General features: G+C 62.0%; 23 protein-coding genes, 1 tRNA gene and 1 pseudogene. 14 read left to right on the top strand and 11 right to left on the bottom strand.

The features are described from left to right. The first annotated feature begins 273 nt into the window (after window positions 1–273). The 4 genes and pseudogenes from M2375_RS08280 to M2375_RS08265 all read left to right on the top strand — a co-directional run bounded on the left by M2375_RS08280 (window position 274) and on the right by M2375_RS08265 (window position 3,112). On the top strand, window positions 274–2,187 hold the full coding sequence (locus M2375_RS08280; RefSeq protein ID WP_259165124.1) for a SurA N-terminal domain-containing protein: 1,914 nt from the start codon (window positions 274–276) through the stop codon (window positions 2,185–2,187). Window positions 2,188–2,247: 60 nt separating this feature from the next. Then, window positions 2,248–2,323, top strand: a tRNA-His gene (locus M2375_RS08275). A gap of 389 nt (window positions 2,324–2,712) precedes the next feature. Beyond that, window positions 2,713–2,932, top strand: a pseudogene (locus M2375_RS08270) (transposase domain-containing protein); the annotation flags it as partial. 21 nt (window positions 2,933–2,953) lie between these two features. Continuing rightward, on the top strand, window positions 2,954–3,112 hold the full coding sequence (locus M2375_RS08265) for a hypothetical protein (protein WP_259165123.1): 159 nt from the start codon (window positions 2,954–2,956) through the stop codon (window positions 3,110–3,112). Between the two features lie 307 nt (window positions 3,113–3,419). Here the strand turns inward: M2375_RS08265 and M2375_RS08260 are convergent, their stop codons facing one another. The 3 genes from M2375_RS08260 to M2375_RS08250 all read right to left on the bottom strand — a co-directional run bounded on the left by M2375_RS08260 (window position 3,420) and on the right by M2375_RS08250 (window position 4,817). Then, window positions 3,420–3,764 (bottom strand): zinc ribbon domain-containing protein YjdM, encoded by a 345-nt coding sequence (locus tag M2375_RS08260; protein ID WP_259165122.1) that lies wholly within the window; start codon window positions 3,762–3,764, stop codon window positions 3,420–3,422. A gap of 322 nt (window positions 3,765–4,086) precedes the next feature. Then, window positions 4,087–4,668 carry a plasmid pRiA4b ORF-3 family protein gene (locus M2375_RS08255; RefSeq protein WP_259165121.1) on the bottom strand — a complete coding sequence of 194 codons (582 nt, stop codon included), beginning with the start codon at window positions 4,666–4,668 and terminating at the stop codon, window positions 4,087–4,089. After that, window positions 4,665–4,817, bottom strand: a complete 153-nt coding sequence (locus M2375_RS08250; RefSeq protein ID WP_404979291.1) for a transposase domain-containing protein — start codon at window positions 4,815–4,817, stop codon at window positions 4,665–4,667. Before M2375_RS08250 ends, M2375_RS08255 begins: the two co-directional genes overlap by 4 nt. Window positions 4,818–4,877: 60 nt before the next feature. On the opposite strand from M2375_RS08250, the gene M2375_RS08245 reads away from it, so the two are divergent. From M2375_RS08245 to M2375_RS08235, 3 genes are all read left to right on the top strand, one after another. Then, complete coding sequence (locus tag M2375_RS08245; RefSeq protein WP_259165120.1) at window positions 4,878–5,363, top strand: hypothetical protein; 486 nt, start codon at window positions 4,878–4,880, stop codon at window positions 5,361–5,363. A gap of 394 nt (window positions 5,364–5,757) precedes the next feature. Next, complete coding sequence (locus tag M2375_RS08240; RefSeq protein ID WP_259165119.1) at window positions 5,758–6,081, top strand: FHA domain-containing protein; 324 nt, start codon at window positions 5,758–5,760, stop codon at window positions 6,079–6,081. Window positions 6,082–6,241: 160 nt separating this feature from the next. After that, entirely contained in the window at window positions 6,242–6,727 is a 486-nt protein-coding gene (locus tag M2375_RS08235) for an acyl-CoA thioesterase (protein WP_259165118.1), read from the top strand. Window positions 6,728–6,875: 148 nt separating this feature from the next. On the opposite strand, the gene M2375_RS08230 is transcribed toward M2375_RS08235, so the two are convergent. The 3 genes from M2375_RS08230 to ybiB all read right to left on the bottom strand — a co-directional run bounded on the left by M2375_RS08230 (window position 6,876) and on the right by ybiB (window position 9,992). Next, window positions 6,876–8,060, bottom strand: a complete 1,185-nt coding sequence (locus M2375_RS08230; RefSeq protein ID WP_259165116.1) for a glycerophosphodiester phosphodiesterase family protein — start codon at window positions 8,058–8,060, stop codon at window positions 6,876–6,878. A gap of 71 nt (window positions 8,061–8,131) precedes the next feature. Next, window positions 8,132–8,986: a uroporphyrinogen-III C-methyltransferase gene (gene cobA / locus M2375_RS08225; RefSeq protein WP_259165346.1), complete on the bottom strand. Its 855-nt coding sequence runs from the start codon at window positions 8,984–8,986 to the stop codon at window positions 8,132–8,134. Between the two features lie 34 nt (window positions 8,987–9,020). Then, window positions 9,021–9,992 (bottom strand): DNA-binding protein YbiB, encoded by a 972-nt coding sequence (gene ybiB / locus M2375_RS08220; RefSeq protein ID WP_259165115.1) that lies wholly within the window; start codon window positions 9,990–9,992, stop codon window positions 9,021–9,023. A gap of 217 nt (window positions 9,993–10,209) precedes the next feature. Between ybiB and M2375_RS08215 the strand changes: the two genes are divergently transcribed. Next, window positions 10,210–10,938 (top strand): DUF937 domain-containing protein, encoded by a 729-nt coding sequence (locus tag M2375_RS08215; RefSeq protein ID WP_259165114.1) that lies wholly within the window; start codon window positions 10,210–10,212, stop codon window positions 10,936–10,938. Between the two features lie 94 nt (window positions 10,939–11,032). Next, entirely contained in the window at window positions 11,033–12,103 is a 1,071-nt protein-coding gene (gene tsaD / locus M2375_RS08210) for a tRNA (adenosine(37)-N6)-threonylcarbamoyltransferase complex transferase subunit TsaD (RefSeq protein WP_259165113.1), read from the top strand. A gap of 102 nt (window positions 12,104–12,205) precedes the next feature. On the opposite strand, the gene M2375_RS08205 is transcribed toward tsaD, so the two are convergent. The 5 genes from M2375_RS08205 to M2375_RS08185 all read right to left on the bottom strand — a co-directional run bounded on the left by M2375_RS08205 (window position 12,206) and on the right by M2375_RS08185 (window position 18,001). Next, window positions 12,206–12,577, bottom strand: a complete 372-nt coding sequence (locus M2375_RS08205) for an Hsp20/alpha crystallin family protein (RefSeq protein WP_259165112.1) — start codon at window positions 12,575–12,577, stop codon at window positions 12,206–12,208. A gap of 157 nt (window positions 12,578–12,734) precedes the next feature. After that, complete coding sequence (gene mltB, locus M2375_RS08200) at window positions 12,735–13,961, bottom strand: lytic murein transglycosylase B (RefSeq protein ID WP_259165111.1); 1,227 nt, start codon at window positions 13,959–13,961, stop codon at window positions 12,735–12,737. 6 nt (window positions 13,962–13,967) lie between these two features. After that, window positions 13,968–16,052, bottom strand: a complete 2,085-nt coding sequence (locus tag M2375_RS08195) for a DUF3488 and transglutaminase-like domain-containing protein (protein WP_259165110.1) — start codon at window positions 16,050–16,052, stop codon at window positions 13,968–13,970. A 13-nt stretch (window positions 16,053–16,065) separates the two neighbouring features. After that, complete coding sequence (locus M2375_RS08190) at window positions 16,066–17,079, bottom strand: DUF58 domain-containing protein (RefSeq protein WP_259165107.1); 1,014 nt, start codon at window positions 17,077–17,079, stop codon at window positions 16,066–16,068. Window position 17,080: 1 nt separating this feature from the next. Beyond that, window positions 17,081–18,001 (bottom strand): MoxR family ATPase, encoded by a 921-nt coding sequence (locus M2375_RS08185; protein WP_259165105.1) that lies wholly within the window; start codon window positions 17,999–18,001, stop codon window positions 17,081–17,083. A 43-nt stretch (window positions 18,002–18,044) separates the two neighbouring features. Here M2375_RS08185 and M2375_RS08180 point away from each other — a divergent pair, with 43 nt between their 5' ends. The 5 genes from M2375_RS08180 to M2375_RS08160 all read left to right on the top strand — a co-directional run bounded on the left by M2375_RS08180 (window position 18,045) and on the right by M2375_RS08160 (window position 23,124). After that, entirely contained in the window at window positions 18,045–18,998 is a 954-nt protein-coding gene (locus tag M2375_RS08180; protein ID WP_232539566.1) for a histone deacetylase family protein, read from the top strand. A gap of 21 nt (window positions 18,999–19,019) precedes the next feature. Next, on the top strand, window positions 19,020–19,799 hold the full coding sequence (locus M2375_RS08175) for an enoyl-CoA hydratase (protein WP_259165104.1): 780 nt from the start codon (window positions 19,020–19,022) through the stop codon (window positions 19,797–19,799). A 138-nt stretch (window positions 19,800–19,937) separates the two neighbouring features. Continuing rightward, entirely contained in the window at window positions 19,938–21,212 is a 1,275-nt protein-coding gene (locus M2375_RS08170) for a mechanosensitive ion channel family protein (protein WP_259165103.1), read from the top strand. A gap of 203 nt (window positions 21,213–21,415) precedes the next feature. Continuing rightward, window positions 21,416–22,165, top strand: coding sequence for an electron transfer flavoprotein subunit beta/FixA family protein (locus M2375_RS08165; protein WP_259165102.1), 750 nt, complete (start codon window positions 21,416–21,418; stop codon window positions 22,163–22,165). A gap of 26 nt (window positions 22,166–22,191) precedes the next feature. Continuing rightward, complete coding sequence (locus M2375_RS08160) at window positions 22,192–23,124, top strand: electron transfer flavoprotein subunit alpha/FixB family protein (RefSeq protein ID WP_259165101.1); 933 nt, start codon at window positions 22,192–22,194, stop codon at window positions 23,122–23,124. Window positions 23,125–23,224 lie beyond the last annotated feature (100 nt).

Here is a 23,224-nt window from a genome sequence, read left to right as displayed (position 1 = left end):
GTAGGCCTCATAGAGATCAAAAACTCTTTCGCTGTACACTTGCTGTTTCGACGTTCGTGCGCTGTCAAGGCGCGCGTAGCACGCCCTATTTGTCAGGCGGTGGGTTGCCATAGTTGGTTGATGCTGTATCTTATTGATCTGCAAGGGAGAATGCACTCCCCGCAGTGCATGGGTCGGCGCTTTGATTCCATCGGTAACCAGCACCACCTAATGAAAACCGAATAAAGGCGAATGAGGGTTCGCCTTTTTTTTTGTCCTCAGGAAAGTTAGACGATGTTTGAAACCATCCGCAAGTACTCCAAGGTGCTGATGTATCCGCTGTTCTTGCTGATCATTCTGTCTTTTGTTTTGGTGGGAGTGAACCAGAACTACTTCACCGAAAAGAGCCCGGTAGTCGCCAAAGTCAATGGCAAAGACATTACGCAAATGGATTGGGACAACGCACACCGCGTGGCTTCCGACCGTATGCGCCAGCAAGACCCGAACATGGATTCCAAGTGGATGGATGGCCCGGAGGCCCGCTATCTGACCTTGGAGCGCATGGTGCGCGACCAGGTGATTGATGCAGCCGTGCAGAAAATGCACCTGACGGTGGACAACGCCTCGCTGGTGCGCGCGCTGCAGGAGATTCCGCAGATCGCTGCGCTGAAAAAGCCGGATGGCTCGCTGGATGTAGATGCCTACCGCGCGCTGGTGGGTGCCCAGGGCATGACGCCCGAAGGTTTTGAGGCAGGCATGCGCCGCGATATCGCTTCGCGCCAGGTGCTGGGCGGTGTAGCCAACACGGCCTTTGCCACCGACGAGCAGACCAAGCTGGCTGTCGACGCTCTCTACCAGCAGCGTGAAATTCAATTGGCCCAGTTCGCTGCCAAGGACTTCGCTTCCCAGGTCAAGACCACGGATGCCGATGTGGAAGCTTTCTATAAAAGCAACCAGGAATTGTTCCGCCAGAAGGAGCAGTCCACGATTGAGTATGTGGTGCTGAACGCCGATGCTGTCAAAAGCATGATCAAGCCCAGCGAAGACGACCTGCGTACCTATTACAAGGAAAACCTGAGCCGCTTCATGGACAAGGACCAGCGCTACATCAGCCACATTCTGATTGACGCGCCCGCCTCCATGTCCGCTGCGGATCGTGAAAAAGCCAAGCAGCGTGCCGAGCAGCTGCTCGCCGAAGTCAAGGCCAACCCTGCACAGTTCGCCGAGATCGCCAAGAAGAACTCGCAAGACACCGGCTCGCGCAACAGCGGCGGCGATTTGGGCCTGGTCAAGCAAGGTGACATGGTCAAGCCATTTGAGGATGCAGCCTTTGCGATGAAGACCGGCGAGATCAGCGATCTGGTGAGCACCGAGTACGGTTTTCACATCATCAAGATGGGCGAGATCAAGACGCCACGCACCCCCAGCTTTGAAGAGCTGCGTGCCAAGATCGAGACCGAAGTGCTGGCCCAGCAGGTGCAGCGCAAATATGCCGAAGTGGCCGAGAGCTTCTCGAACATGGTGTTCGAGCAATCCGACAGCCTGCAGCCGGTGGCGGACAAGCTGGGCCTGAAGATCCAGAAGGCCGAGCACATCACCCGCTCTGCAGCGCCAGGTGCCACCGGTGCCTTGGCCAATCCGACCTTCTTGGAAGCACTTTTCTCCAGCGATGCGCTGCAAAACAAGCGCAACACCGAAGCCATCGAAGTGGCGCCTAGCACCTTGGCATCGGGCCGCGTGGTGGAGCATTTCGACGCACGCATCCTGCCGTTTGAAGAAGTCAAGGCCAAGGCCCACGACTTGTATGTGGCCCAGAAAGCCGCCGAGCTGGCACGCCAGCAAGCCCAGGCCAAGATGGAAGCCTGGAAGGCCGATGCCTCGGGTGCCAAGCTGGCTGCTCCTATCGTCGTATCTCGCCAAGATGCCAAGGGCCAGGTGCCTGAGGTGTTGAATGCCGCCATGCACGCCAAGATCGGTGATGCCGCAGCGTGGGTGGGCGTGGACTTGGGCAACGAGGGCTACACCGTTGTGCGCGTCAACAAGGTCGTGCCGCGTGCTGAGGACTCTGCCGAGCTGCGCTTGCGCCAGAAGCAGGAGTTTGAGCGCTACCAGGCCAATGCGGAAACCCTGGCGTACTACGAGTTGCTCAAGGAGCGCTTCAAGGTCCAGATCAAGGTTCCACGCCCCGCAGAAACAAAAACTTCATAAAAACGGCGATTTCATGAGAGGGGCCAAATTTCTGGCTATAATCATGTCTTCCCCAACACGGTGGCTGTAGCTCAGTTGGTAGAGTCCAGGATTGTGATTCCTGTTGTCGTGGGTTCGAGCCCCATCAGCCACCCCAAATTGAAACCCTTGCAAGTTTATAACCTGCAAGGGTTTTTCAATTTCAGGCCGTGCCTTTCTTCTGCTCCGGGGGAGTTGCAGGGGAGCGTTGACTAATAAAGCGTTCGAGTTTGGCCTGCTCTAGGTCCCCGTGAACGTCGTCGATCCACTTGGAATAGACAGAGAGGGACACCTCCACAGCATGCCCTCTCTGTTTGGCCGCATAGGCTGGAGTGGCACTTGCCATTAGCCGCATGGCCGCAAAGGTATGCCGGGCATTGTTGGGTGACCTGTATTGGATTCCCAAGGCTTTGAGCGCTGGTGTCCAGAAGGACGGGCGGAAAGCCCGCTCATCGACCCACGGGGTGCCATACCGTGGTTCCAGGAAAGTCATGCCGCTGTCGACCTGACCAGATCCGGCCCATTGCCATGGGGCGCAACAACTGCCTCTTTGCTGGCAGCCTGCGCGCGGGGCAACGGGCGGCCACCGTCAGGCGCTAGATCCAGTCAGCGCGCATGAACGGGCATGAGGCCCCTACGCATAGCTATGCGATGTGATGGCACGCCTGCCCTGCAGCGCGCCAGCCAGATAAGTGAACTGCTGCCACACCGCTGGCAGCCGGTCTGATGCGGCACACAATGTGCGCGCATGAAGCATATTGAACAACTGATTGCTGACGGCGGTGAGGTCACGCTCGGAGCCCTCGCACCATTCGACTGCGCCGCCAGCGCCGCCGATGGCAGCAACGCACTCGCGATGCTTGTTCGCCGGGATGGCGAAACACGGCCCTCCCTGCTGGCACATTGATGGAGAAGTGCAGCTGCCCGCCTTGCTGCAAGCAGGGAATCACGGTAGACATGGTCCCCCGTGATGTGGATCGCGAAGGAATCTAGGGATCCTCTGCATAACCCTCGCCAAGCGGGATGGACGCGGATCGGGATGAGACGTAAGGCGTCTTTTGCAGTCGAGCTGTAGCTATTGACAAGGAAGACAACGCAGCGGATCGCCCGAGCCCGCGTTCAGACCACGGCAGGGAGTTTTGCAGAGGGTCCCTAGGCCTGGGAAATCAAAGCCGAAATGAGCAAATCTGGATGAGAGATTGTTTGGCTGAGGCTCAGGCCTTTTTCACAAAAGCGGATTTGAGCTGCATGCTTCCAATACCGTCTATCCGGCAATCGATGTCATGGTCTCCGCCAGTAATCTTGATGTTGCGAACTTTGGTGCCAACCTTCACAACCTGGGAGGAACCTTTGATTTTCAGATCTTTGACAACGGTCACGGTGTCACCGTCTTGCAGCACGTTCCCAACAGCATCTTTGACGAGAGCGACAGACTCATCCAAATCCTGCGCAGATTCTGAAGACCACTCGTGCGCGCATTCTGGACAGATATAGACCGAGCCATCTGCATAAGTGAGATCGGATTTGCACATTGGGCACAGAGGCAAGCTAGAAGACATGAGGTGATTTTTATAGTGTGCTGAGCGCAGCATTGTAGTTGCGAGAATTTACTTGATTCGAAGCGTCTGCGCTGGTTTGGCTTTGGCCTAACAAGTAAGCTGATTGGCAAGACTGTCCATGTCGCGAGATGAACAAAGGACCAAACAAGCCACCCCACCGTGGTTTTTTCGAGTCCGCCCGGTGCAAGCCTGGCGGGCTTTGTCATGCCCAGAACAAGGAGCTGGAGCAGGGCGTCCCGCTGATGAATCGGCCACCGTACTGTGGCAGGGACGCCAAGGAAAGTAAGCGTCCTGCCGCCCCATGCTGATGTGAGCGCGAGGGTTAGCGTAGCTTACGCATGGCGAGGTTGGCGATGTTAATGCTGAAGGCCTTGGCATCGAAGGGCCCGCCCCACCAGCACCAATAGTCGGCGTGCTGTTCATGGGTGGGGTTGTGCATAGCTTCCAGGAAGTCCAGGTAGCCGGGCGGACCGCCCACATCTTCCGGCGGGCAAGCATTTTCGCCGGCCAGGCACATCGGCCAGTCGTTACGGCCCTCCTGCGCAGGCAGGCACTCCTCGACGGTGATGATGTGTTCCCACCCATCACCGAAGTCGTAGTGGTAGCCGAAGGTCTGAACCTGTTCACCGAGGACGGCGCCAATGCTGAACTTTCTTTCATCAAGCATGCCGTCGCCGCCACCCCATTCCTTGTCAGGGATTCCGTAGCGTCGCTGCTCTATGTTCCAGTCATGTAGATGGCTGTTGGTCCAGCCCATGGCAGCCTGCACGATGCGGTTGAGCTTCGCCAGTTTGATGCTGCCAGGTACGAGGATACGCCGCCACACAGGAGGGGCGATATGCTGAAGCTCAACGCGTAGCTGGTACACGCGCTTGGCTAGGGGAGGTTGGTGCTTGGTGCTCATCCACCAAGTATCGCAGCGCCGCTGTGCCAGCGATGGGGCAGCAATTCCTTGATCTGGTTGGTCCGGTGCATGGGCCGCCGAATCAGTAGGTCCTTGAGGTAGGCATAAGGGTCGAGCCCATGCATAGGGGCTGACTGGACCAGGTGCATCACCGCTACCGCACGCCTCGCTAAGCTTTGCTAACATGGCCCCTCGTAACAGGAGGGGTCATGAATAAACCTAGCATCATCGCTGCCGTCGCTCTGGTGGCAGTCTTTTCACTGTCAGCCTCTCAGGCGCAGCCAAAGAAAAGCCAGAAATCCCAGCCAGTGGCTGAGGAGCCGCAGGCCAAGCCCGACTTTGGCGTTGTGAAGTACCACAACAACTTGTTGAGTACAAATCTTCAGGCGTGCATGTATGGCGGTCGCGCGGACTTCCAAGAGATGCGCAACGGCACGCCGCCAGGCGTGCAAACTCAAGAATGCGTTAACAAGGGGAAAGAGGTCGTCAAATCTGCTTTCGATGAGGTGCGTAAAGAGTTCGGCAAGAAAAAACCTCCAGACGAGTTGATTGATTGGCGAGTGGAATGGGCGGCTGCGTTTGACGCGGCGCTACCTCAGATCGGCGACATTGAACGCGTCTACCTGCAAAAGATTGGCGATGCGAAGCGTGCAGTTGATCGCGCAACAGCAAAACTTGAAATTGCCATGGAGTGATGCTTGACGCTTGAGCAACAGGCGTCTACCTGGCCGCACTACGCGTCGGCTGGTTTGTGTTTTCAGGCTCGCTTCGGCGGGCCTTTTTCATGGGCGCATGCATTCGCGTGGGCCTAATTTATAGGCCACGATCCCCGCCCCGCCAACACTGCTTTGTGTCATGCAATGTATCTGTGCGCCTGGGTGCGAGCTACCCCTTGAAGCAGGCCGTTGGAGGATTTCCCTCTCGATAGAAAAAACCAACAACCCCGTATATCCCCTAGCGCCTTTGTCTATCAATCGGAGTTGTAATTTATTATCAATCTAATCTTATTAATCGATTGATAATTTGTTCTAGCTGCATGTCGGGATTGCAGTGCAGGCCAGGGGTCTGGTCGGGCGAAGGAGGTGGAAAATGCTGCCGGAAGTCCTTATTTTCATCAAGCCAGGGGTGGTGCTTCATTCCCGCATTCTGGAGCAGGGATTTACCACGATCGGGCGGGGCGCGGACAATGCGATCTGCCTGGATGACCCCGCTGTCAGCCGTGACCATGGCGCGTTCTACTACCGTGCCGGGGTGCTGTCCATTGAGGACCACCGCAGCAAGAACGGCATCTTTGTCAACGGCATGCGGGTGCGGCGCAAGGTGCTCTATACCGGTGACTATGTGTCCCTGGGCGGTTTCAAGGTGTTCGTCAAACTTGGCTCGGAGCATCCGCGCAATGTCTATGCGGGCTGACCAGGGTTGGCGAACGCGGGCGGGGCTTTTGGCAGCGATGGGGCGCTCGCTCCGGAGCACGATCACCGCTTCGAGGGGCGGACTGCCGCATTTCCGAGCGGCTTCAGGGGCTTGCCTGCAGCGCCGTCGCCTGCGCGAAGCGATGCCTACAATCGGGCCCATGCGTTTACCTCACCACCAACTCACGATGACGGTGCTGATGTCTCCGGACATGGCAAATTTTTCTGGCAATGTGCATGGCGGCGCCATTCTGCGCGAACTCGACAATGTGGCCTACTCCTGCGCAAGCCGTTATGCCGGGCGTTATGTGGTCACCTTGAGCGTTGACCAGGTCATGTTTCTGGAGCCCATCCATGTGGGGGAGCTGGTGTCGTTCTACGCCAGCGTCAACTACACAGGTACCTCGTCGATGGAAATTGGCATCAAGGTGGTGGCCGAGAACATCCGCGAGCGCAGCGTGCGCCATGTCAACAGCTGCTTTTTCACGATGGTGGCCGTGGATGACCAGCGCAAGCCGGTGCCTGTGCCGCCATTGGTGCCCGAGACGGAGGATGAAAAGCGCCGCTGGGAAGCGGCGCTGACACGCAAGGAATTGCGCAAGGAACTGGCGCGCCGTTTTGCGCAGACGACTCGCCAGCCGGCTTGACTCTGCTTTTATCCGCCTGGATAGGGCTGTAGCAGGCAGGCAAAAGAAAGGCAAGGTGCAGAGACCTTGCCTTTTTTGCGGGAGCGTTCAGGGCTGACTGCAAGCGCTCATTGCTCTGCTGCCGCCGCCAGGGCTATCGCGTCCGTGCTCAGCGCGCCCTGTTGGCGTCGCTGGGGCTGTCGCTGAACACGCCATCCACACCGACCTCATAGAACAGCTTGTACTCGGCTGCGACGCGGCCCTTGAAGTCGCTGGCCAGGGTACTGACATCGTTGCTGAAGGTCCAGGGGTGGACAAAGAGCTTGGCCGCATGGGCAAGGGTGACCAGGTTGGTGGGCGGCATCATTTCGCGGTCGCGGTAGTCCCACTTGCCATCGTTGTTCAGGTCATCGGGCTGGCCATCGCCATTCTTGTCCAGGTAGCGGGCGGAGATGACATAGGGCTTCCAGGGCGAGATGCCATTGGCATAGGTCTTGATCTGGGTCAGGCCGTCGGCGGTCACCATCTGGGCATAGGTGGTGGACACGCCGGCGACGGTGAAGTCATAGGGCTGGCCATAGGGGGCAGTAAGGAGAATCTGTCCGGCGGGGCCCAGCGCGGGATTGCCGTTGATCATCTGCACCAACCGGACCTGGGTTTTGGCACGCAAGGCTTTGAGGTGGGCGACCTCAAAGGAGCGCACCAACACGGGGGCGCTTTCCTGGGTGTAGCCCGCCGTGGTAAGCGCGGCAATCAGCTTGTCTTCCATCGCCAGACCTTGCTGGCTGTGGTAGGTGGGGTTCAGCGTCTGCAAATAGAGGCCGACCGTCTTGCGCTGGCGCTTGATGTAGGCGATCACATCATTGAGCGACAGAATGCGGCCATTGTTGGCGCCGACCGGTGGCGTGTTGGAGCCGGGCAGTTTGGCGCGCAGGCTTTGCAGCTCGGCCAGGGTGAAGTCGTTCGCAAACCAGCCCTCGTGCGTCTGCCCGTCAATCAGGCGCAGGGTCTTGCGGTTGGCGTAGATGCTGCGGGTGGCGACGTCGGTGATGCCGGTGATGTCCGGCGATGCCAGTGCGACCAGCTCGCCGTCCTTGCTCATGACCAGATCGACGGCGATGAAGTTGGCGTCCTGTGCGACGGCCGCATCGAAACTCTCTGCCGTATTGGCGGGTTTGTTGTCGATGCTGCTGAGGGAAAAGCTTTGTGGTGGCTTGCCGTCGAGGGTGGGGTAGGGCTTGTTGGGATCGGTGCCGCCGCCACCGTCGCCCGGACCGAGTTCTGTTTTGCAGGCGGTCAGCGCGGTGATCGCCAGTGCGGCGGCACACAGGCGCCAGGTGCGTTGTTTTTGCATATTGTCAGTGCTCCTCGTTGTATCGTTTGAACGTGGAGACACAAACTTTGCATATGTAAAGATTAATCGCTTTACGCTATGGAGGCCCGGTTTTCCACGGATGAATGGCTATCGTATCCGCAAATCTCGGAGAAATCTCGTTGGTCTGTGGACCCCGAGGCACAGCTGGCTTGCGCGGCCAAGGCCACGCAATGCACCACGTCGCCCACCACGATGATGCTCGGGCTGCCCAGCTGCTCGCGGGCCATGGTGGCTGGCAACTGGGCCAGGTCAGTGATGGCGTGGCGCTGCTGGGGCAGGCTGGCATGCTGCACGATGGCCACTGGCGTGTCCGCCGGCAAGCCATTGCGCAAACCCTGGCTGATGGCCTCTGCACTGGCGACCCCCATGTAGATCACCAGGGTCAGGCGCGCATGGTGGGCCGTGCTGGCGAGCTGGGCCCAGTCGGGGCCCTGGCCGCCGGGTTTGGCATGGCCGGTGATAAAGACGACACCCCGGGCATGGTCGCGGTGGGTGAGCGGGGCTCCCAAGCCGGTGAGGGCTGCAAGCCCGGCAGTCACGCCATTGATGATGCGCGGCTCGATGCCATGGCTGCGCAGAAACTCCACCTCTTCGCCGCCTCGGCCAAAGATGAATGGATCGCCCCCTTTGAGCCGCACCACGTTCTCGCCTGCCTGCACTTCCTGCAGCATCAGGCGCTGGATAAAGGCCTGGGGCGTGCTCTGGCAGCCGCCGCGCTTGCCCACATGCACAATGCGCGCGCTGTCAGGCGCCCATTGCAGCACGGCTTCGTTGACTAGGTCATCCACCAGCAGCACGCTGGCGCGCTGCAAAGCCTTGACAGCGGCAAGGGTCAGCAAATCCGGGTCGCCCGGGCCGGCTCCGACCAGGGTGCACTGGCCCTGGCCTGGCGATGGGTGCTCCATCGGGGGGGGCACAGGAAAGGAGGGCAGGCGGCTGTCAGTCATGGTGGGCGGCTTGGAAAGGTGGCGCTGATTGTGCAACGGAAAGCGCAGGCGCTGGCAGGGTTTTGTGGGCAATGGCCAGCACATGCGCCACCTGCTGGGCCAAAGCGCTCGGCACAGGCAATTGGCCGGCCAGCACGGCCTCGGTGTAGCGCGCTGTGGTGTCCGCGTCGCGCTCGCTGGGCAGCCCTGGCACCTGGCTATCGGTGCCACTGCTGCGCGCTTGCAGCAGCAGCTGCTGGCCTGCGAAAAAGCCGTCGTACTGGGGCGTGCGGCGGGGGTCGGCGCAGACCTCGCCTTCGAGCCCGCGCGAGAGCAGGGCATGGGTTTGCAATTGCGCCAGCGTGGCTTGCAGCATCGGCAGGTATTCGGGGTGGGTGTAGCTGCCCAGCAAGATGGCTGGGCCTTGCACCGGCTGCAGCAGCTTGGCAATGCTGTGGCCCGGGTTGCGCAGGCCGATGATCTGGCGCACGGCCAGCAGCTTGGCCAGCGCAGGCAGCAAGGTGGCGGTATGCACCAAGGCCACTTCAGCTGCCGCAATCGCGCCGGCTTGCAGGCGGGGGGTGATACCCAGGCGTTCAAACACCGCAAAGGCCGATACCCGGCTCGTCTCGGTCTGCATGCCATGCACCAGCACGGGCAGACCTTCGCGCGCCAGCAGCAGGGCCAGCAGCGGCGTCAAGGTGGGCAGGCGGCGCGCGCCGTTGTAGCTGGGCACCACCACGGTAGGCAGGGCTGCTGCGCTGTGGAAGCGGGCGATGCGCGCATGCACGGCATCCCACAGGCCGCACATCTCTTCGGCGGTCTCTCCTTTGATGCGCATGGCAATGCAAAAGGCGCCGATTTCATAATCGCTGACCTGGCCATCGAGTATCTGCGCCATCACATCACTGGCCTCGATGCGGCTGAGGGCCTTGGCGCCGCGTGCGCCGCGCCCGATTTCCTTGATGTAGTGCTGTATGGCCATGGTGGTAAAAAATGCGTTTGCCTATTATTTTAGGTTTTATAGATACGGAAGTAATAAGAAAAATCAGCCCATATGGCATCTCGGGTATGTGCAACCCTCAGCAGGCTATTTTTAGCGGTTAACGAAGATTTGCGCCCCTCTGTATTGCGCTGCCATGCTGAAGGTCTACTATCTGCATTCTGTGCCACGCCCGCCTGGGCTTTTGAAAGGAAACAACATGTCCGCATCTCCCTCCATGGTTGACGAGCTCCTCGCGCAACTCCAAGGTGCTCCTATCCAGCAGATGGCCCAAAACCTGGGCCAGAGCGAGGCCCAGACCCAGCAGGCCGTGCAGGCAGCGGTGCCGATGATGCTGGGCGCGTTGGGCAACAACGCACAAAGCGCAGGCGGTGCCAGCGCTTTGTTTGAAGCCCTGCAGCGCGACCACGCCGGTGCGGGCGCTGGCGCTGGTGCCGGGCCTGACCTGGGCGGGCTGCTGGGCTCGCTATTGGGTGGCGGTGGTGGCGGTGCACAGGCTGGTGGCCTGGGCGGCATGCTCGGTAGCGTGCTGGGTGGTGCTTTGGGTGGTGGTGCTGCAGCGGGTGGACCCGCATCCGCGCCTGCTGCGCTGGACGGCGCCAGCATTCTGGGCCATATCTTTGGTGGCCAGCAGGACCAGGCCACGGCCAACCTCGGCCAGGCCACGGGCTTGGGCTCCAATGCCGGCAACTTGCTCAAGATGCTGGCCCCGCTGGTGATGTCCTTCCTGGCGCAGCGCGTGATGTCGGGTGGCCTCAATTCCTCGCAGCTGGGCAATGCGCTGGGCGAGGAAAAAGCCCAAGTGCAGCAGCAAGGCGGCTTGGGCGGCGGCCTGCTGGGCTCGCTGCTGGACCAGAATGGCGATGGCAAACTCGATGTCAGCGACCTGATGAAAATCGGCGGCTCGCTGCTGGGCGGCAAGCGCTAATCGCCCTGGGCTGGGCTGGCAAACCCTGGCAGCCCGCCAGGGTAGCCCCGCCCCATAGGGCGAAAGCGGCCCAGAGCGCCTACACTTTCGCCCTATGAGTGAGTTGATATTGGGGATCGAATCCTCTTGTGATGAAACTGGCGTGGCCCTGGTGCGCACCCGTGGCCCAGGCACCGTGCCCGAGCTGCTGAGCCATGCGCTCTACAGCCAGATCGAGATGCACCGCGCCTATGGCGGTGTAGTGCCCGAGCTGGCCAGCCGCGACCATATCCGCCGCGTGCTGCCACTGACCCAAAAAGTGCTGGATGACGCGGGCTGCACGCTCGCGCAGATCGATGCCATTGCCTTTACCCGCGGGCCGGGACTGGCCGGTGCGCTGCTGGTGGGCGCGGGTGTGGCCTGTGCGATGGGTGCCGCACTGGACAAGCCCGTGCTGGGCGTGCACCACTTGGAAGGCCACCTGCTGTCGCCCTTCCTGAGCGAAGACCCACCGCAGTTTCCGTTTGTCGCGCTCTTGGTATCTGGCGGCCACACGCAGCTGATGCGGGTGGATGGCGTCGGCCGCTACCAGATTTTGGGCGAAACCATCGATGACGCGGCGGGTGAAGCCTTTGACAAATCGGCCAAGCTGATGGGCCTGCCCTATCCCGGTGGGCCGGAGCTGGCCCGCTTGGCGCAGGATGGTGACCCAGAGGCCTTCAAGCTGCCGCGCCCCTTGCTGCACAGCGGCGATCTGGATTTCTCCTTTGCCGGGCTGAAGACGGCGGTGCTGACCCAAGCCAAAAAGCTGGGCGATGCGCTGGAAGCGCGCAAGGCCGATTTGGCAGCGTCCACCCAGGCGGCGATCGTGGATGTGCTGGTGAAAAAAACCCTGAGCGCCTTGAAGGAAACCGGCATGAAGCGCGTGGTGGTCGCCGGCGGCGTGGGTGCCAACCGGCTGCTGCGCGAGCAGCTCAATGAGGCCTGCCACAAGCGCGGCATCCGCGTGCACTACCCCGAGCTGCACCTGTGCACCGACAACGGCGCGATGATTGCGATGGCCGCTGCCATGCGCATCGAGGCCGGGCAGCAACAGGCCGAGAAGGTCTATGCCTTTGATGTCAAACCCCGCTGGCCGCTCGATGCCATCGTGCAGCCGCCGGCGGCGACTGTCACTGCGGTATAGGCGGTAGGCGCGCTGCTTAGGAAGCAGCAAACCCAACAAAAGACAAACAGAAGGGGCCTTTTTCAAGGCCCCTTCTGCATGGTGCAAGTGCTTGCGCTGGCCTTATGCAATGGCCAAGGTTTGGGTTGCCGGTTGGGTGGTGCTCAGCACCAGGGTCAGCACACCGTTTTCCAGGCTGGCTTTGGATGCCGTGGCATCGATGCTGGCAGGCAGCTTCCAAGCGCGCTGCACGCTTCGCGGCGCGCCTTCAATGCTGGACAGGCGCACGGTCTTGTCTTGCAGCTCGATGTGCAGCTGTTCGCGCGACAGGCCGGGGACATCGATGCTGATGCTGAACACCTGGCCGTCTTGCTGCACGGTGTCCGGCGTCGTAGTCGTGGTGGTGGTGGCTTGCAGAAAACGCTGCAGGGCCGCGTCCATCGCGGAAGGGGAGACAGCGTAGGCCGAGCGGTGCATCAGAGGGGTCATGATCATCTTCAATCCTTGTGAAACAGGGCAGCGGGTTTGCTGCTCGATGACTGTTAGTTGGATGAAGATGCAGCGATTTCAAGAGAAAATTGCGGGCTTTTATTTTTGCAGCAGCACCCTTGAAAGCCTGCAGATCACGACCATATGGCGCGGCTGAATCGGTTCAGGGCGCGCTGAAATTCCCCGCATCCGGCGTGCGCTGCTGGCGCGCCTTGCTGCGCAAATAGGCTTTGGCAGCGGCCTCGGCGCTGGGGGAGTTGCTGGTTTCGCTGGCTGGGTCGGGCACGGCGGGTTCGCTGTCCGATGCCGCTGCTGCGCCATTGCGCGCACGTGCAATCGCCTGGCCCAGCTCGACCACGGACATGGCGTAGAAGCTCGACAGGTTGTAGCGCGTGATGGTGTAGAAGTTCGGCGTGCCGACCACGTACTGGGTCGCGGCGCTGGCATTGGGCAGCTCGATCAGTGCCAGCGGGCCTGTGTGCTGGTTGCCGGGCGGCTGGATGCGCAGGCCCAGTGCGGCCATTTCGGCGGCGCTAAAGCTGGGCTTGATATCGGGTGCCAGCAAGGTCTCCAGCTGGGCGGGGCTGCTGTCCACCTGCACATCGTAGTAAGCGGGCATGCCACGCTGCCAGCCATGCGCCACAAAGTAATTGGCCACCGAGCCAATCGCGTCAGCGGTGCTGCCAAACAGGTTGATCTTGCCGTCGCCATCAAAATCCACCGCAAAATTGGACCAGCTCGTGGGCATGAACTGCGGCATGCCCATGGCGCCAGCGTAGCTGCCCACCGTGTCGAAAGGGTTGCTGCCCGTCAGGTAGGCGGTGGCCAGAAACTGCTCGAGCTCGCCGCGGAAGTACTTGGCCCGATCGGCCGCGCGTGGGTGGCTGGCGGGGTAGTCAAAAGCCAGCGTGGCCAAAGAATCGACGACGGTGAAGTTGCCCATTTGCTGGCCGTAGATGGTCTCGACCCCGATGATGCCCACGATGTACTCGGCGGGCACGCCATAGGTCTGCTCGGCGCGGGCCAAGGTGGCGGCGTTCTCGTTCCAAAAACGCAGGCCGGCGCGGATGCGGATCGGCTCAACAAAGCGGCCGCGGTAGCCGCGCCAGTTCTTGACGCCAGCGGGCCCCGTGCGCGGCGTCATCAGGCGCTGCACAGTGGCATTGAAGCGGGCTTGCTGGATGCTGGCGCGCAGCCAGGCCTCATCGATATGGCGGCGCTCGGCGACTTCGCGGACAAAGGCCTCGGCCTCGGGGCGGTTGCCATAGCTGGACGAAGTGGTGGCGGATTCGGGGCTGCGGGCTTTGGCACTGCCTTTTTGGGCGTAGGCGCCCGTGGCGCACAGGCCGGCGCAGAGCACAGCCAGGGTGGTCTGAAGAATTCGGTGCATGGGGTTTTATACCTTGTTTGCCAGGGCCCGCAGGCGGGACCAGGGCAGGAGTCGTAATTGTTTGCGAAGCGCTGCCAGCTCGGCCTTGGGCGCTGCCTGGCCCGTGGCGTGTGCGTAACGTTGCCGCTCCATGGCCTTGAGCCATTGCCCAAACGCGAGGGCTACATCGGGCGCCTGGCTCTGCACCATGCGGGTCAGCGCACGTGGTGTGGAGGCGCTGCTGAGGGCCGCATCTGTCACCCCCGCTTGCCGCAGGCGTTTGCGCGCCTGGCCCAGCAAGGCCAGCCAGGGATCGCTGCGTCTGCGCCGGTACTGCAAGGCTGCCACCACAATGAGGGCTGCCGCCAGCACCAGCCCGCCCAGAATGCGGACCAGGTCCATCCAGTTGGGGCTGGACAGGCCCAGCTTGCTGAGCATGTCCATCTGCTCGCGCTGGGTGTAGTTCAGCACCCACTGGTTCCAGCTGTTGTTGACGGCCTCCCAGACTGCACGCATGCGCTGCAGGCCGTTGATGGTGGCGGCGTTGCTGACACTGATGCCCATGAAGTTGGGGGTGTTGAGGCGCTGTGCGGCGCCAATGCGGCCCGGGCTGACCGAGCCGGTGGGGTCAAAGCGCACCCAGCCTTGTTCCTCGCTGAGCCAGACTTCGGCCCAGGCATGGGCATCGGCCTGGCGCACGGTCCAGTAACCGTCAACGCTGTTGGCTTCGCCGCCTTGGTAGCCAGTCACAATGCGCGCTGGCACACCGGCGCTGCGCAGTGCGATCACAAAGGCGGCCGAGATATGCTCACAAAAGCCCTCTTTGCGATCAAACCAGAACTGGTCGGCCGCCTGGCCGGTGTAGACGCCAGGATCCAGCGTATAGGTATAGCCGCCGCTGCGCAGCTGCTGCTGCAGGCGCCGCACCAGCTGCTCGCTGCGGTCGGGGCGCTCGCCAATCTCGGCCGCCAGCTGCGCCACCCAGGCCTGGGTGCGCGGGTTGCTGGTGGCCGGCAGGCGGCGGTTGAAGGCCAGCTCGCGCTTGCCCGCCTGCATGCCAAACCGGTAGCGCGTGTGGCTTTCCACCGTGATGCGGCTCACTTCGGTAATCGGGCGGTTGCTCAGCCACTGCAGATCTCCCGTGCTGTAGGCGCGGCCACGCGGCAGCTCGGGTGGCTTGCGGGTGAGGTCCAAGGTCAGCAGCCAGGGCTTGTGGTGGGGCTCCAGGGTCAGCTCATAGCGCAGCGGCTCGCCTTCGGTGACGATGTCGCTAAAGAGCTTGTCATCGGCATTGCGAAAGCTGGGTGTGGCGCGCCAAGTGGTGCCATCAAAATCGGACAGCACCGGCCCGCGCCAGTAGAGCTGGTTGGCGGCAGGCGGCCGGTTTTGCGGGGTGTCGAACTTGACGCGGAAGGCAATGCCTTCATCCTGCGCCAGCGATGCCACCGAGCCCACGGTCATTTCCTCGGACAGGCCGGTTTTGGCGCTCGGGTTTTGGGGCACCCCCCAGAGCGGCGCCATGCGCGGAAACAGCACGAACAGCGCCAAGGTGAGGGGCGCGCCAATGGCCACCATCTTCAGCGACAGACCAGCCGCAAACTTGATCGACGGCTGCCCCACGGGCATATGCGCATGCACCAGGGCCGTCAGCAATCCCACCAGACCAATGGCGATGGCCATCGCCGTCACTAGCGACTGGGAGTGCAGAAAGTTGGCAATCAGTGCGAAAAAACCCAGGAAGAACACGACCATGGCATCGCGCTTGGCGCGCATCTCCATGGTCTTGAGGGTGAGCAGCATGCAGACCAGGGTGACGCCGGCATCGGCGCCCAGGATGGTGCGGTAGCTCAGCAAGGTCAGGCCGACGACCAGCACCAGCAAGGCCAGCAGCTGCCAGCGGCCGGGCAAGGGCTTTTGGCGCAGCGCCATACTGGCGCGCCAGGCCAGCAAGGCATACGCCAGCGCAGAGGCCCAGATCGGCAAGGTGGCGGTGAGGGGCAGCAAGATCCAGCCGACGACGGCCAGCACAAAGACGGTATCGCGCGCCTCGCGAGGCAGCGTGCTCCAGCGGAAGGCGCCCGCAGGCCGGCTGGGAGAGAAAACAGAGGACATGTCTGTGCTCCTTCTAGGCCAGTGCCAGCGCGCGCAGGCAGGCCAGGCGGTGCTCGGGCCCGCTGTCGGCAGGCTGATCGGCATTCGCCTGTCCCAGCCGCAGCCCGTAGCGCAGGCCTTGCTGGTCGGCCACCAGCACCCAGGCGGTCAGGCGCGAGAGCTGGGCCTCGCGCTCGGCCAGGCCGCAATGCTGCGCATCCAGCCAAAGATCTTGCTGGGCCTGGTGCTGGTTGTCGCGCACCACAAAATGGCCATTGCCTGTGGCCATCGCAGTGGCGGCTTTCTTCCAGACCACGAGCTTGAGCGGATCGCCACGCCGGTAGCTGCGCACGCCATCGAACTCACCGCTGCTGGCCCGCAGGCTGGCACTGCTGCCGGTGCCGGCATCAGCCATGCCCAAGGGCAAGGGGGGGGGGTTGGCCTCGGGGCTGGGGTAGACCAGGGCTTTTTCGGTGGTTCTAAAAACGGTCCACATGCGGAACACCCCTAGCGGAAAGCGCGTCTCGACCAGCACCGCTGGCAGGCTCTGGTAGCCGCGCCGCTCAGCCGCTGTGCTCAGTTGCATGCGGGCGGTGGCCTGGGCGGCTACGTCGGTTAGGCTCAGCGCCGTGCCTTGGTAGTGGCGGATGCCCAGCGCATAGCGGGCGCGGCGGCTGGGGTTGTCCAGCCGCAGGTCGAGGCGCAACGGCTGGCCGGCAAACTGGGCCTCAGGCGCATGCAGCTCCAACTGCAGGCCCAGCAGGTTGCGGTAGCCAATGCCCACGGACACCAGTGCGGCACCGGTCAGCATAAAGGTCAGCAAAAAGCCCAGGTTGAGCTGAAAGTTGATGCTGGTCACCAGCAACACCAGCAAGGTGAGCGCCAGCATCCAGCCGGCGCGGGTGGGCAGCAGGTACAGGTTGCGGCGGCTGACGGCATGGCTGCTGGCGCTGGGCAAATGCGCCAGCCACCATTGGCGCATGCGCTGGCGCAGCCGCTGCATGGGGCTTGTGCGGGGCGGCCCTGAGGCCGCAGAGGGCAGGTTCACGCTACTGCAGCGGAACGCTGTCCATCATCGCGCGCACCTGCTCCACGGCACTGCGCCCCGATGTGCTGACGGGCACCATCCGGTGGGCGGTGGTCTGCGGCAAGATGGCCTGCACATCGTCGGGCGCCACATAGTCGCGGCCCTGGATCAAGGCCTGGGCCTTGGCGGCGCGGATGAGGCCAATGCCTGCGCGCGGGGACAGGCCCTGCACAAACCATTTGCCCGAGCGGGTGGCGGCAATCAGCGCCTGCACATAGTGGATCAGCGCATCGCTGGCACGCACGCTGCTGACTTCTTGTTGCAGGAACTTCAGCTCCACTGCGGAGGTGAGTGCCGGCAACTGGTTGGCGATATCGCGGTGGCCCTGGCCGGCCAGCAACTGGAACTCGGCCGCCTGGTCCGGGTAGCCCAGCGAGATGCGCATCAAGAAGCGGTCGAGCTGGCTCTCGGGCAGCGCATAGGTGCCCAGCTGGTCGAGCGGATTTTGGGTGGCGATGACAAAGAAAGGCTGGGGCAGCGGGCGGGTAGCGCCCTCGACCGTCACCTGCTTTTCTTCCATGGCCTCCAGGAGCGCGCTTTGCGTCTTGGGGCTGGCGCGGTTGATCTCATCGGCCAGCAAAACCTGGGTGAAAACGGGGCCGGGATGAAACACAAAAGCCTGCTGCTCGCGCTCATAGACCGATACGCCGGTCAGGTCGCTGGGCATCAGGTCTGCGGTGAATTGCACCCGGGAAAATTGCAGGCCCAAGGTGCGGGCCAATGCATGCGAAAGCGTGGTTTTACCCACCCCCGGTACGTCTTCAATCAGCAGGTGTCCTCCCGCCAGCAAACAAGTCAGGCAATCCTGAACCTGCGCCGGTTTCCCCACAATCACCGTGTTAAGCTGAGTCAATAATTTTAGTATGGTGTGCTGTGTCTGCATACCATCACAATAAACGACAAAAACAGTTAAGGAGACGAAAACTGTGTCCAAGACAGGTTATTTCAGCCATCGCGACTGTTGGTTGCACGACATGGGGCCTGCCCACCCGGAATGCGCTGCACGCCTGGATGCGATAGAAGACCGCCTGCTGATCACCGGAGTGGGAGATGCGCTGGAGCGGCGTGACGCCCCCAAGGCCAGCATGTCCGATCTGGAGCTGGGCCATGAGCGTTTGCACATTGCATCGATACGCGGACTGTCGGAGATGGCCGCTGACAACCAGGCCATTGGCGGCCCGGCAACCTTGATGCTGGACACCGACACCGCCGTCAATGGCGCCACCTGGAATGCGGCGTTGCGCGCCTGCGGCGCTGCGCTGGCCGCCACCGATGCGGTCATCAGCGGCGAGATGGAGAACGCCTTTTGCGCCGTGCGGCCACCCGGCCACCATGCCACCCGCAAGCAGGCCATGGGCTTTTGCTTTTTCAACAACGTGGCCGTGGCGGCCAAGTATGCGCTGATGCGCCACCAGCTCAAACGCGTGGCGATTGTCGACTTTGATGTGCACCACGGCAATGGCACCGAAGACATCTGCGCGGGTGATCCGCACATTCTGATGGTGGGCATTTTCCAGCACCCCTTCTACCCCCATTCGGGCGACAAGGACCCGGCGGCCAACATGCTCAATGTGCCGGTGCCGGCTTACACCAAGGGCATGGACATCCGCGAGATTGTCGAGACCTACTGGATCCCGCGCTTGGAGGAATTCAAGCCCGAGATGGTCTTCATCAGCGCCGGCTTTGATGCCCACCGCGAAGACGACATGGGCCAGCTGGGCATGGTTGAGGCCGACTACGCCTGGATCACCCACCGTATCAAGGACATTGCGCGGCGCTTTAGCAAGGGCCGCATCGTCTCTTGCCTCGAAGGCGGCTATGTGATGACGCCGCTGGCGGCCAGTGTGGAAGCCCATATCCGCGTGCTCGCCGATCTGTAAACACATTTTGAGGACCTGGCAATGACGGACAGCAAGCTGCTGATGCAGACCCGCGATGCGCGCGGCGTGGTGACCTTGTGCATGAATGATGCAGCGCGCTTCAATGCGCTGGGCGATGAGATGCTGGCTGCCTTGCGTGCCGCCTTGGCGGCGATTGCGCAGGATGCGTCGGTGCGTGTGGTGGTCTTGGCCGCCCAGGGCCGGGCCTTTTGCGCGGGCCACAACCTCAAGGACATGGCCTCCCACCCCGACCGGGCCTGGTACCAGGACCTGTTCAACCGCTGCAGCCAGGTGATGCTGGCGATTCAGAAACTGCCCGTGCCCGTGATTGCCCGCGTGCAAGGCATGGCGACCGCCGCAGGCTGCCAGCTGGTGGCGCAGTGCGACCTGGCTGTGGCCAGCAGCGAGGCGAGCTTTGCGACCAGCGGTATCCAGTACGGCCTGTTCTGCGCCACGCCCAGCGTGCCCCTGGTGCGCAATATGCCCATCAAACAGGCCATGGAGATGCTGTTGACCGGCGAGTTCATCAGCGCCGAGCAAGCCCTGGCGCAGGGCTTGGTCAACCGGGTGGCCGCGCCCGACCAGCTCGATGCAGCGCTGGAAACGCTGGTGGCGGCCATTGTCAGCAAGCCCGCTGCTGCCGTGCGCATGGGCAAGGCCCTGGTCTACCAGCAGCGCGAGTTGGGCATTGAAGCGGCCTACCAGCTTGCCAGCCAGTGCATGGCCTCCAACATGATGGACAGCAATGCGCAAGAAGGCGCGCAGGCCTTTGCGCAAAAGCGCAAGCCGGTGTGGTCATAGCGCTGCTGAAGCTCCGTCAGCAGCGGGGTTGGTGAGGACGTCAGCCGGTCCTACAAACCCCGCTGTGCCATTGGTGATAGGGTACGGCGTCAGCATATGCTCAGGCCTGTGCTTTTTTTGACCCAATGAGACCGGCGCATGGATATCTTTGATCGTTTGATACAGGACTTTGAGCAGTCGAGCACCTTGCAGGAGCTGGCTGTTTTGGTGATTTGCATTGGCCTGGCCTGGCTGCTCACGCGCAGCTTCTACCGCCACCGCGATGATGGCAAGCCCTCGGTATGGTTTGGCAAAACGGCCTGGGGCGGGGCGCTGTTCCCCTTGCTGGCATTGCTGCTGACGGCCGCTGCCCGCATGGTGGTGGAGCACTACCAGCCGGTGTTTTTGCTGCGGCTGGCAGTGCAGATTTTGCTGTCGCTCGCGGTGATCCGCCTGGTGGCCCGGGTACTGGCCAAGACCTTTCCCAACTCCACCTTGGTGCGCCTGGTCGAGCGGATTTTCTCGTGGCTGGCCTGGGGCGTGGCGGTGCTGGGCATCCTGGGCGTGCTGCCGCAGGTGATGGCCCAGCTCGACAGTGTGCAGTTCGCCTTTGGCAAGACCTCGATATCGGTGCTGGAGCTGTTCCAGGGGGCGATATCGGTCGGCATGGTGATGCTGGTGGTGCTCTGGATTTCAACCACCTTCGAGCAGCGCGTGATCGACGACCTGGTCAAGGACTTGTCGATGCGCAAGATGGCCGTCAACCTGACGCGCATGCTGCTGATCACCATTGGCTTGCTGGTGGCGCTGTCGTTGGTGGGGGTCGATCTGACGGCGCTGTCCGTGCTGGGCGGGGCCTTTGGTGTCGGCCTGGGCTTTGGCATGCAGAAGATCGCCTCCAACTATGTCAGCGGATTTTTGGTGCTGATCGAGCGCGCCTTGCGCATTGGCGACAACGTGCGCGTCGACGGCTTTGAAGGCCGCATCACCGACATCCGCACGCGCTACACCGTGATTCGCGCATCCAATGGCCGCGAGTCCATCGTGCCCAACGAGACCTTGATCACCCAGCGGGTGGAAAACCTCACCGACGCCGACCAGAAGTTCAACCTGACCACCCAGATCGTCGTGGGCGCAGACAGCGATATCGCGCAGGTGCGCGAGGTCTTGAAGAACGCCGCGCTGGCGCAGGACCGGGTGCTGCAAAAGCCCGAGCCCTCGGTCTTTTTGGTGAATTTTGCTGCCGATGGGCTGGAGTTCAGCCTGAGCTTCTTTATCAACGATCCGATGAATGGCCAGGCCAATGTGAAGTCGGCGGTGAACATTGCCGTGCTGGAAGGGCTGCGCGCTGCCAAGATCGACATTCCGTTCCCGCAACGTGTTTTGCATATCCAGAACAATAGCGGTGGTGCAATACCTGCCAGCCAGGGCTGATGAACCGCCAACTTGTGCGGAAAATAGAGGCTGGTGCGCGGGGATGCGCCGATAATCAGGCGGCATAAGCCGCTCGGACACAAAAAAGCACGGTCGTGCTGTTTTTTGTGCGATGATGGCTTGATCCATGCCCATGGCTGAGTGGCCGCGCCAACGCGCCGCTGCTGGCGCAAACCTATTGAACAACTCAGGAGTCGAGGTTTATGAAAGTACTGGTACCCGTCAAACGCGTGGTGGACTACAACGTCAAGGTGCGCGTCAAGAGCGATGGCTCGGGAGTGGACATTGCCAACGTGAAGATGTCGATGAACCCCTTCGACGAGATCGCGGTGGAAGAGGCCGTGCGTTTGAAGGAAAAGGGCATCGTCACCGAGATCATCGCCGTGAGCTGCGGCGTGACCCAGTGCCAGGAAACCCTGCGCACCGCAATGGCCATTGGCGCCGACCGCGCCATCCTGGTCGAAACCGCCGAAGAGCTGCAGCCCCTGGCCGTGGCCAAGCTCTTGAAAGCCCTGGTCGACAAAGAGCAACCAGGTCTGGTGATCTGCGGCAAGCAAGCCATTGACGACGACGCCAACCAGACCGGCCAGATGCTGGCCGCGCTAGCCGACCTGCCCCAGGCCACCTTCGCCTCCAAGGTCGAAGTCGCTGGCGACAAAGTCAGCGTCACGCGCGAAGTGGACGGTGGTCTGGAGACCCTGCAGCTGTCCATGCCCGCCGTTATCACCACCGACCTGCGCCTCAACGAGCCGCGCTACGTCACCTTGCCCAACATCATGAAGGCCAAGAAAAAGCAGCTCGACACCGTCAAGCCAGAGGACCTGGGTGTGGACGTGAGCCCGCGCCTGAAGACCTTGAAGGTGCAAGAGCCCGCCAAGCGCGGCGCAGGCGTGAAGGTGCCCGATGTGGCCACCTTGATCGACAAGCTCAAGAACGAAGCCAAAGTCATCTAACGCAGCTGCTTAAAAGGAATACCAAAATGACCGCTCTCGTTATTGCAGAACACGACAACCAAAGCATCAAGACCGCCACGCTCAACACCGTCACCGCAGCCCTGGCTTGCGGTGGTGATGTGCATGTGCTGGTCGCCGGTGAAGGCGCAGCAGCTGCAGCCCAGGCCGCAGCCCAGATCGCAGGCGTTGCCAAAGTCATCCTCGCCGAAGGCCCCTCGCTCAAAGATGGCCTGGCCGAGAACCTGGCCGCGCAAGTGCTGGCCATCGCTGGCAACTACAGCCACATCCTGGCGCCAGCCACGGCATCGGGCAAAAACGTGGCCCCGCGCGTAGCAGCCAAGCTCGACGTCGCCCAGATCAGCGACATCACCAAGGTGGTCAGCGCCGACACCTTCGAGCGCCCCATCTACGCGGGCAACGCCATTGCCACCGTGCAATCGATCGACGCCACCAAGGTCATCACCGTGCGCGGCACCGGCTTTGATGCCGCTGCTACCACCGGTGGCTCGGCCGCCGTCGAAAGCATCGCCGCCGCCGCAGACAGCGGCAAAAGCAGCTTTGTGGGCCGCGAAGTGACCAAGAACGACCGCCCCGAGCTGACGGCCGCCAAGATCATCGTCTCCGGTGGCCGCGCGCTGGGCAGCGCCGAGAAGTTCAACGAAGTCATCACCCCGCTGGCCGACAAGCTGGGCGCCGCCATTGGCGCGAGCCGCGCTGCGGTGGACGCGGGCTACGCGCCCAACGACCTGCAAGTGGGCCAGACGGGCAAGATCGTCGCGCCCCAGCTGTATGTGGCCGCCGGCATCTCGGGCGCCATCCAGCATTTGGCGGGTATGAAGGACTCCAAGGTGATCGTGGCGATCAACAAGGACGAAGAAGCGCCGATCTTCAGCGTGGCCGACTATGGCCTGGTGGCCGATCTGTTTGAGGCCGTGCCTGAGATGGCCAGCAAGCTGTAAAAACGTGCCCGCAACCACCCCACGCCGCAACAGCATCCCGCTGACGTTGGATGTGATGGCTAGCGTGGTGGTCGTCAAACGCATCTAAAAGGCATCCCTT

It is taken from the genome of Comamonas sp. BIGb0152 (assembly GCF_024809975.1).
Lineage (GTDB): Bacteria > Pseudomonadota > Gammaproteobacteria > Burkholderiales > Burkholderiaceae_C > Comamonas.
The sequence above is the reverse complement of the archived record's forward strand: the minus strand, read 5'-3'. Positions and strand labels throughout refer to the sequence as shown.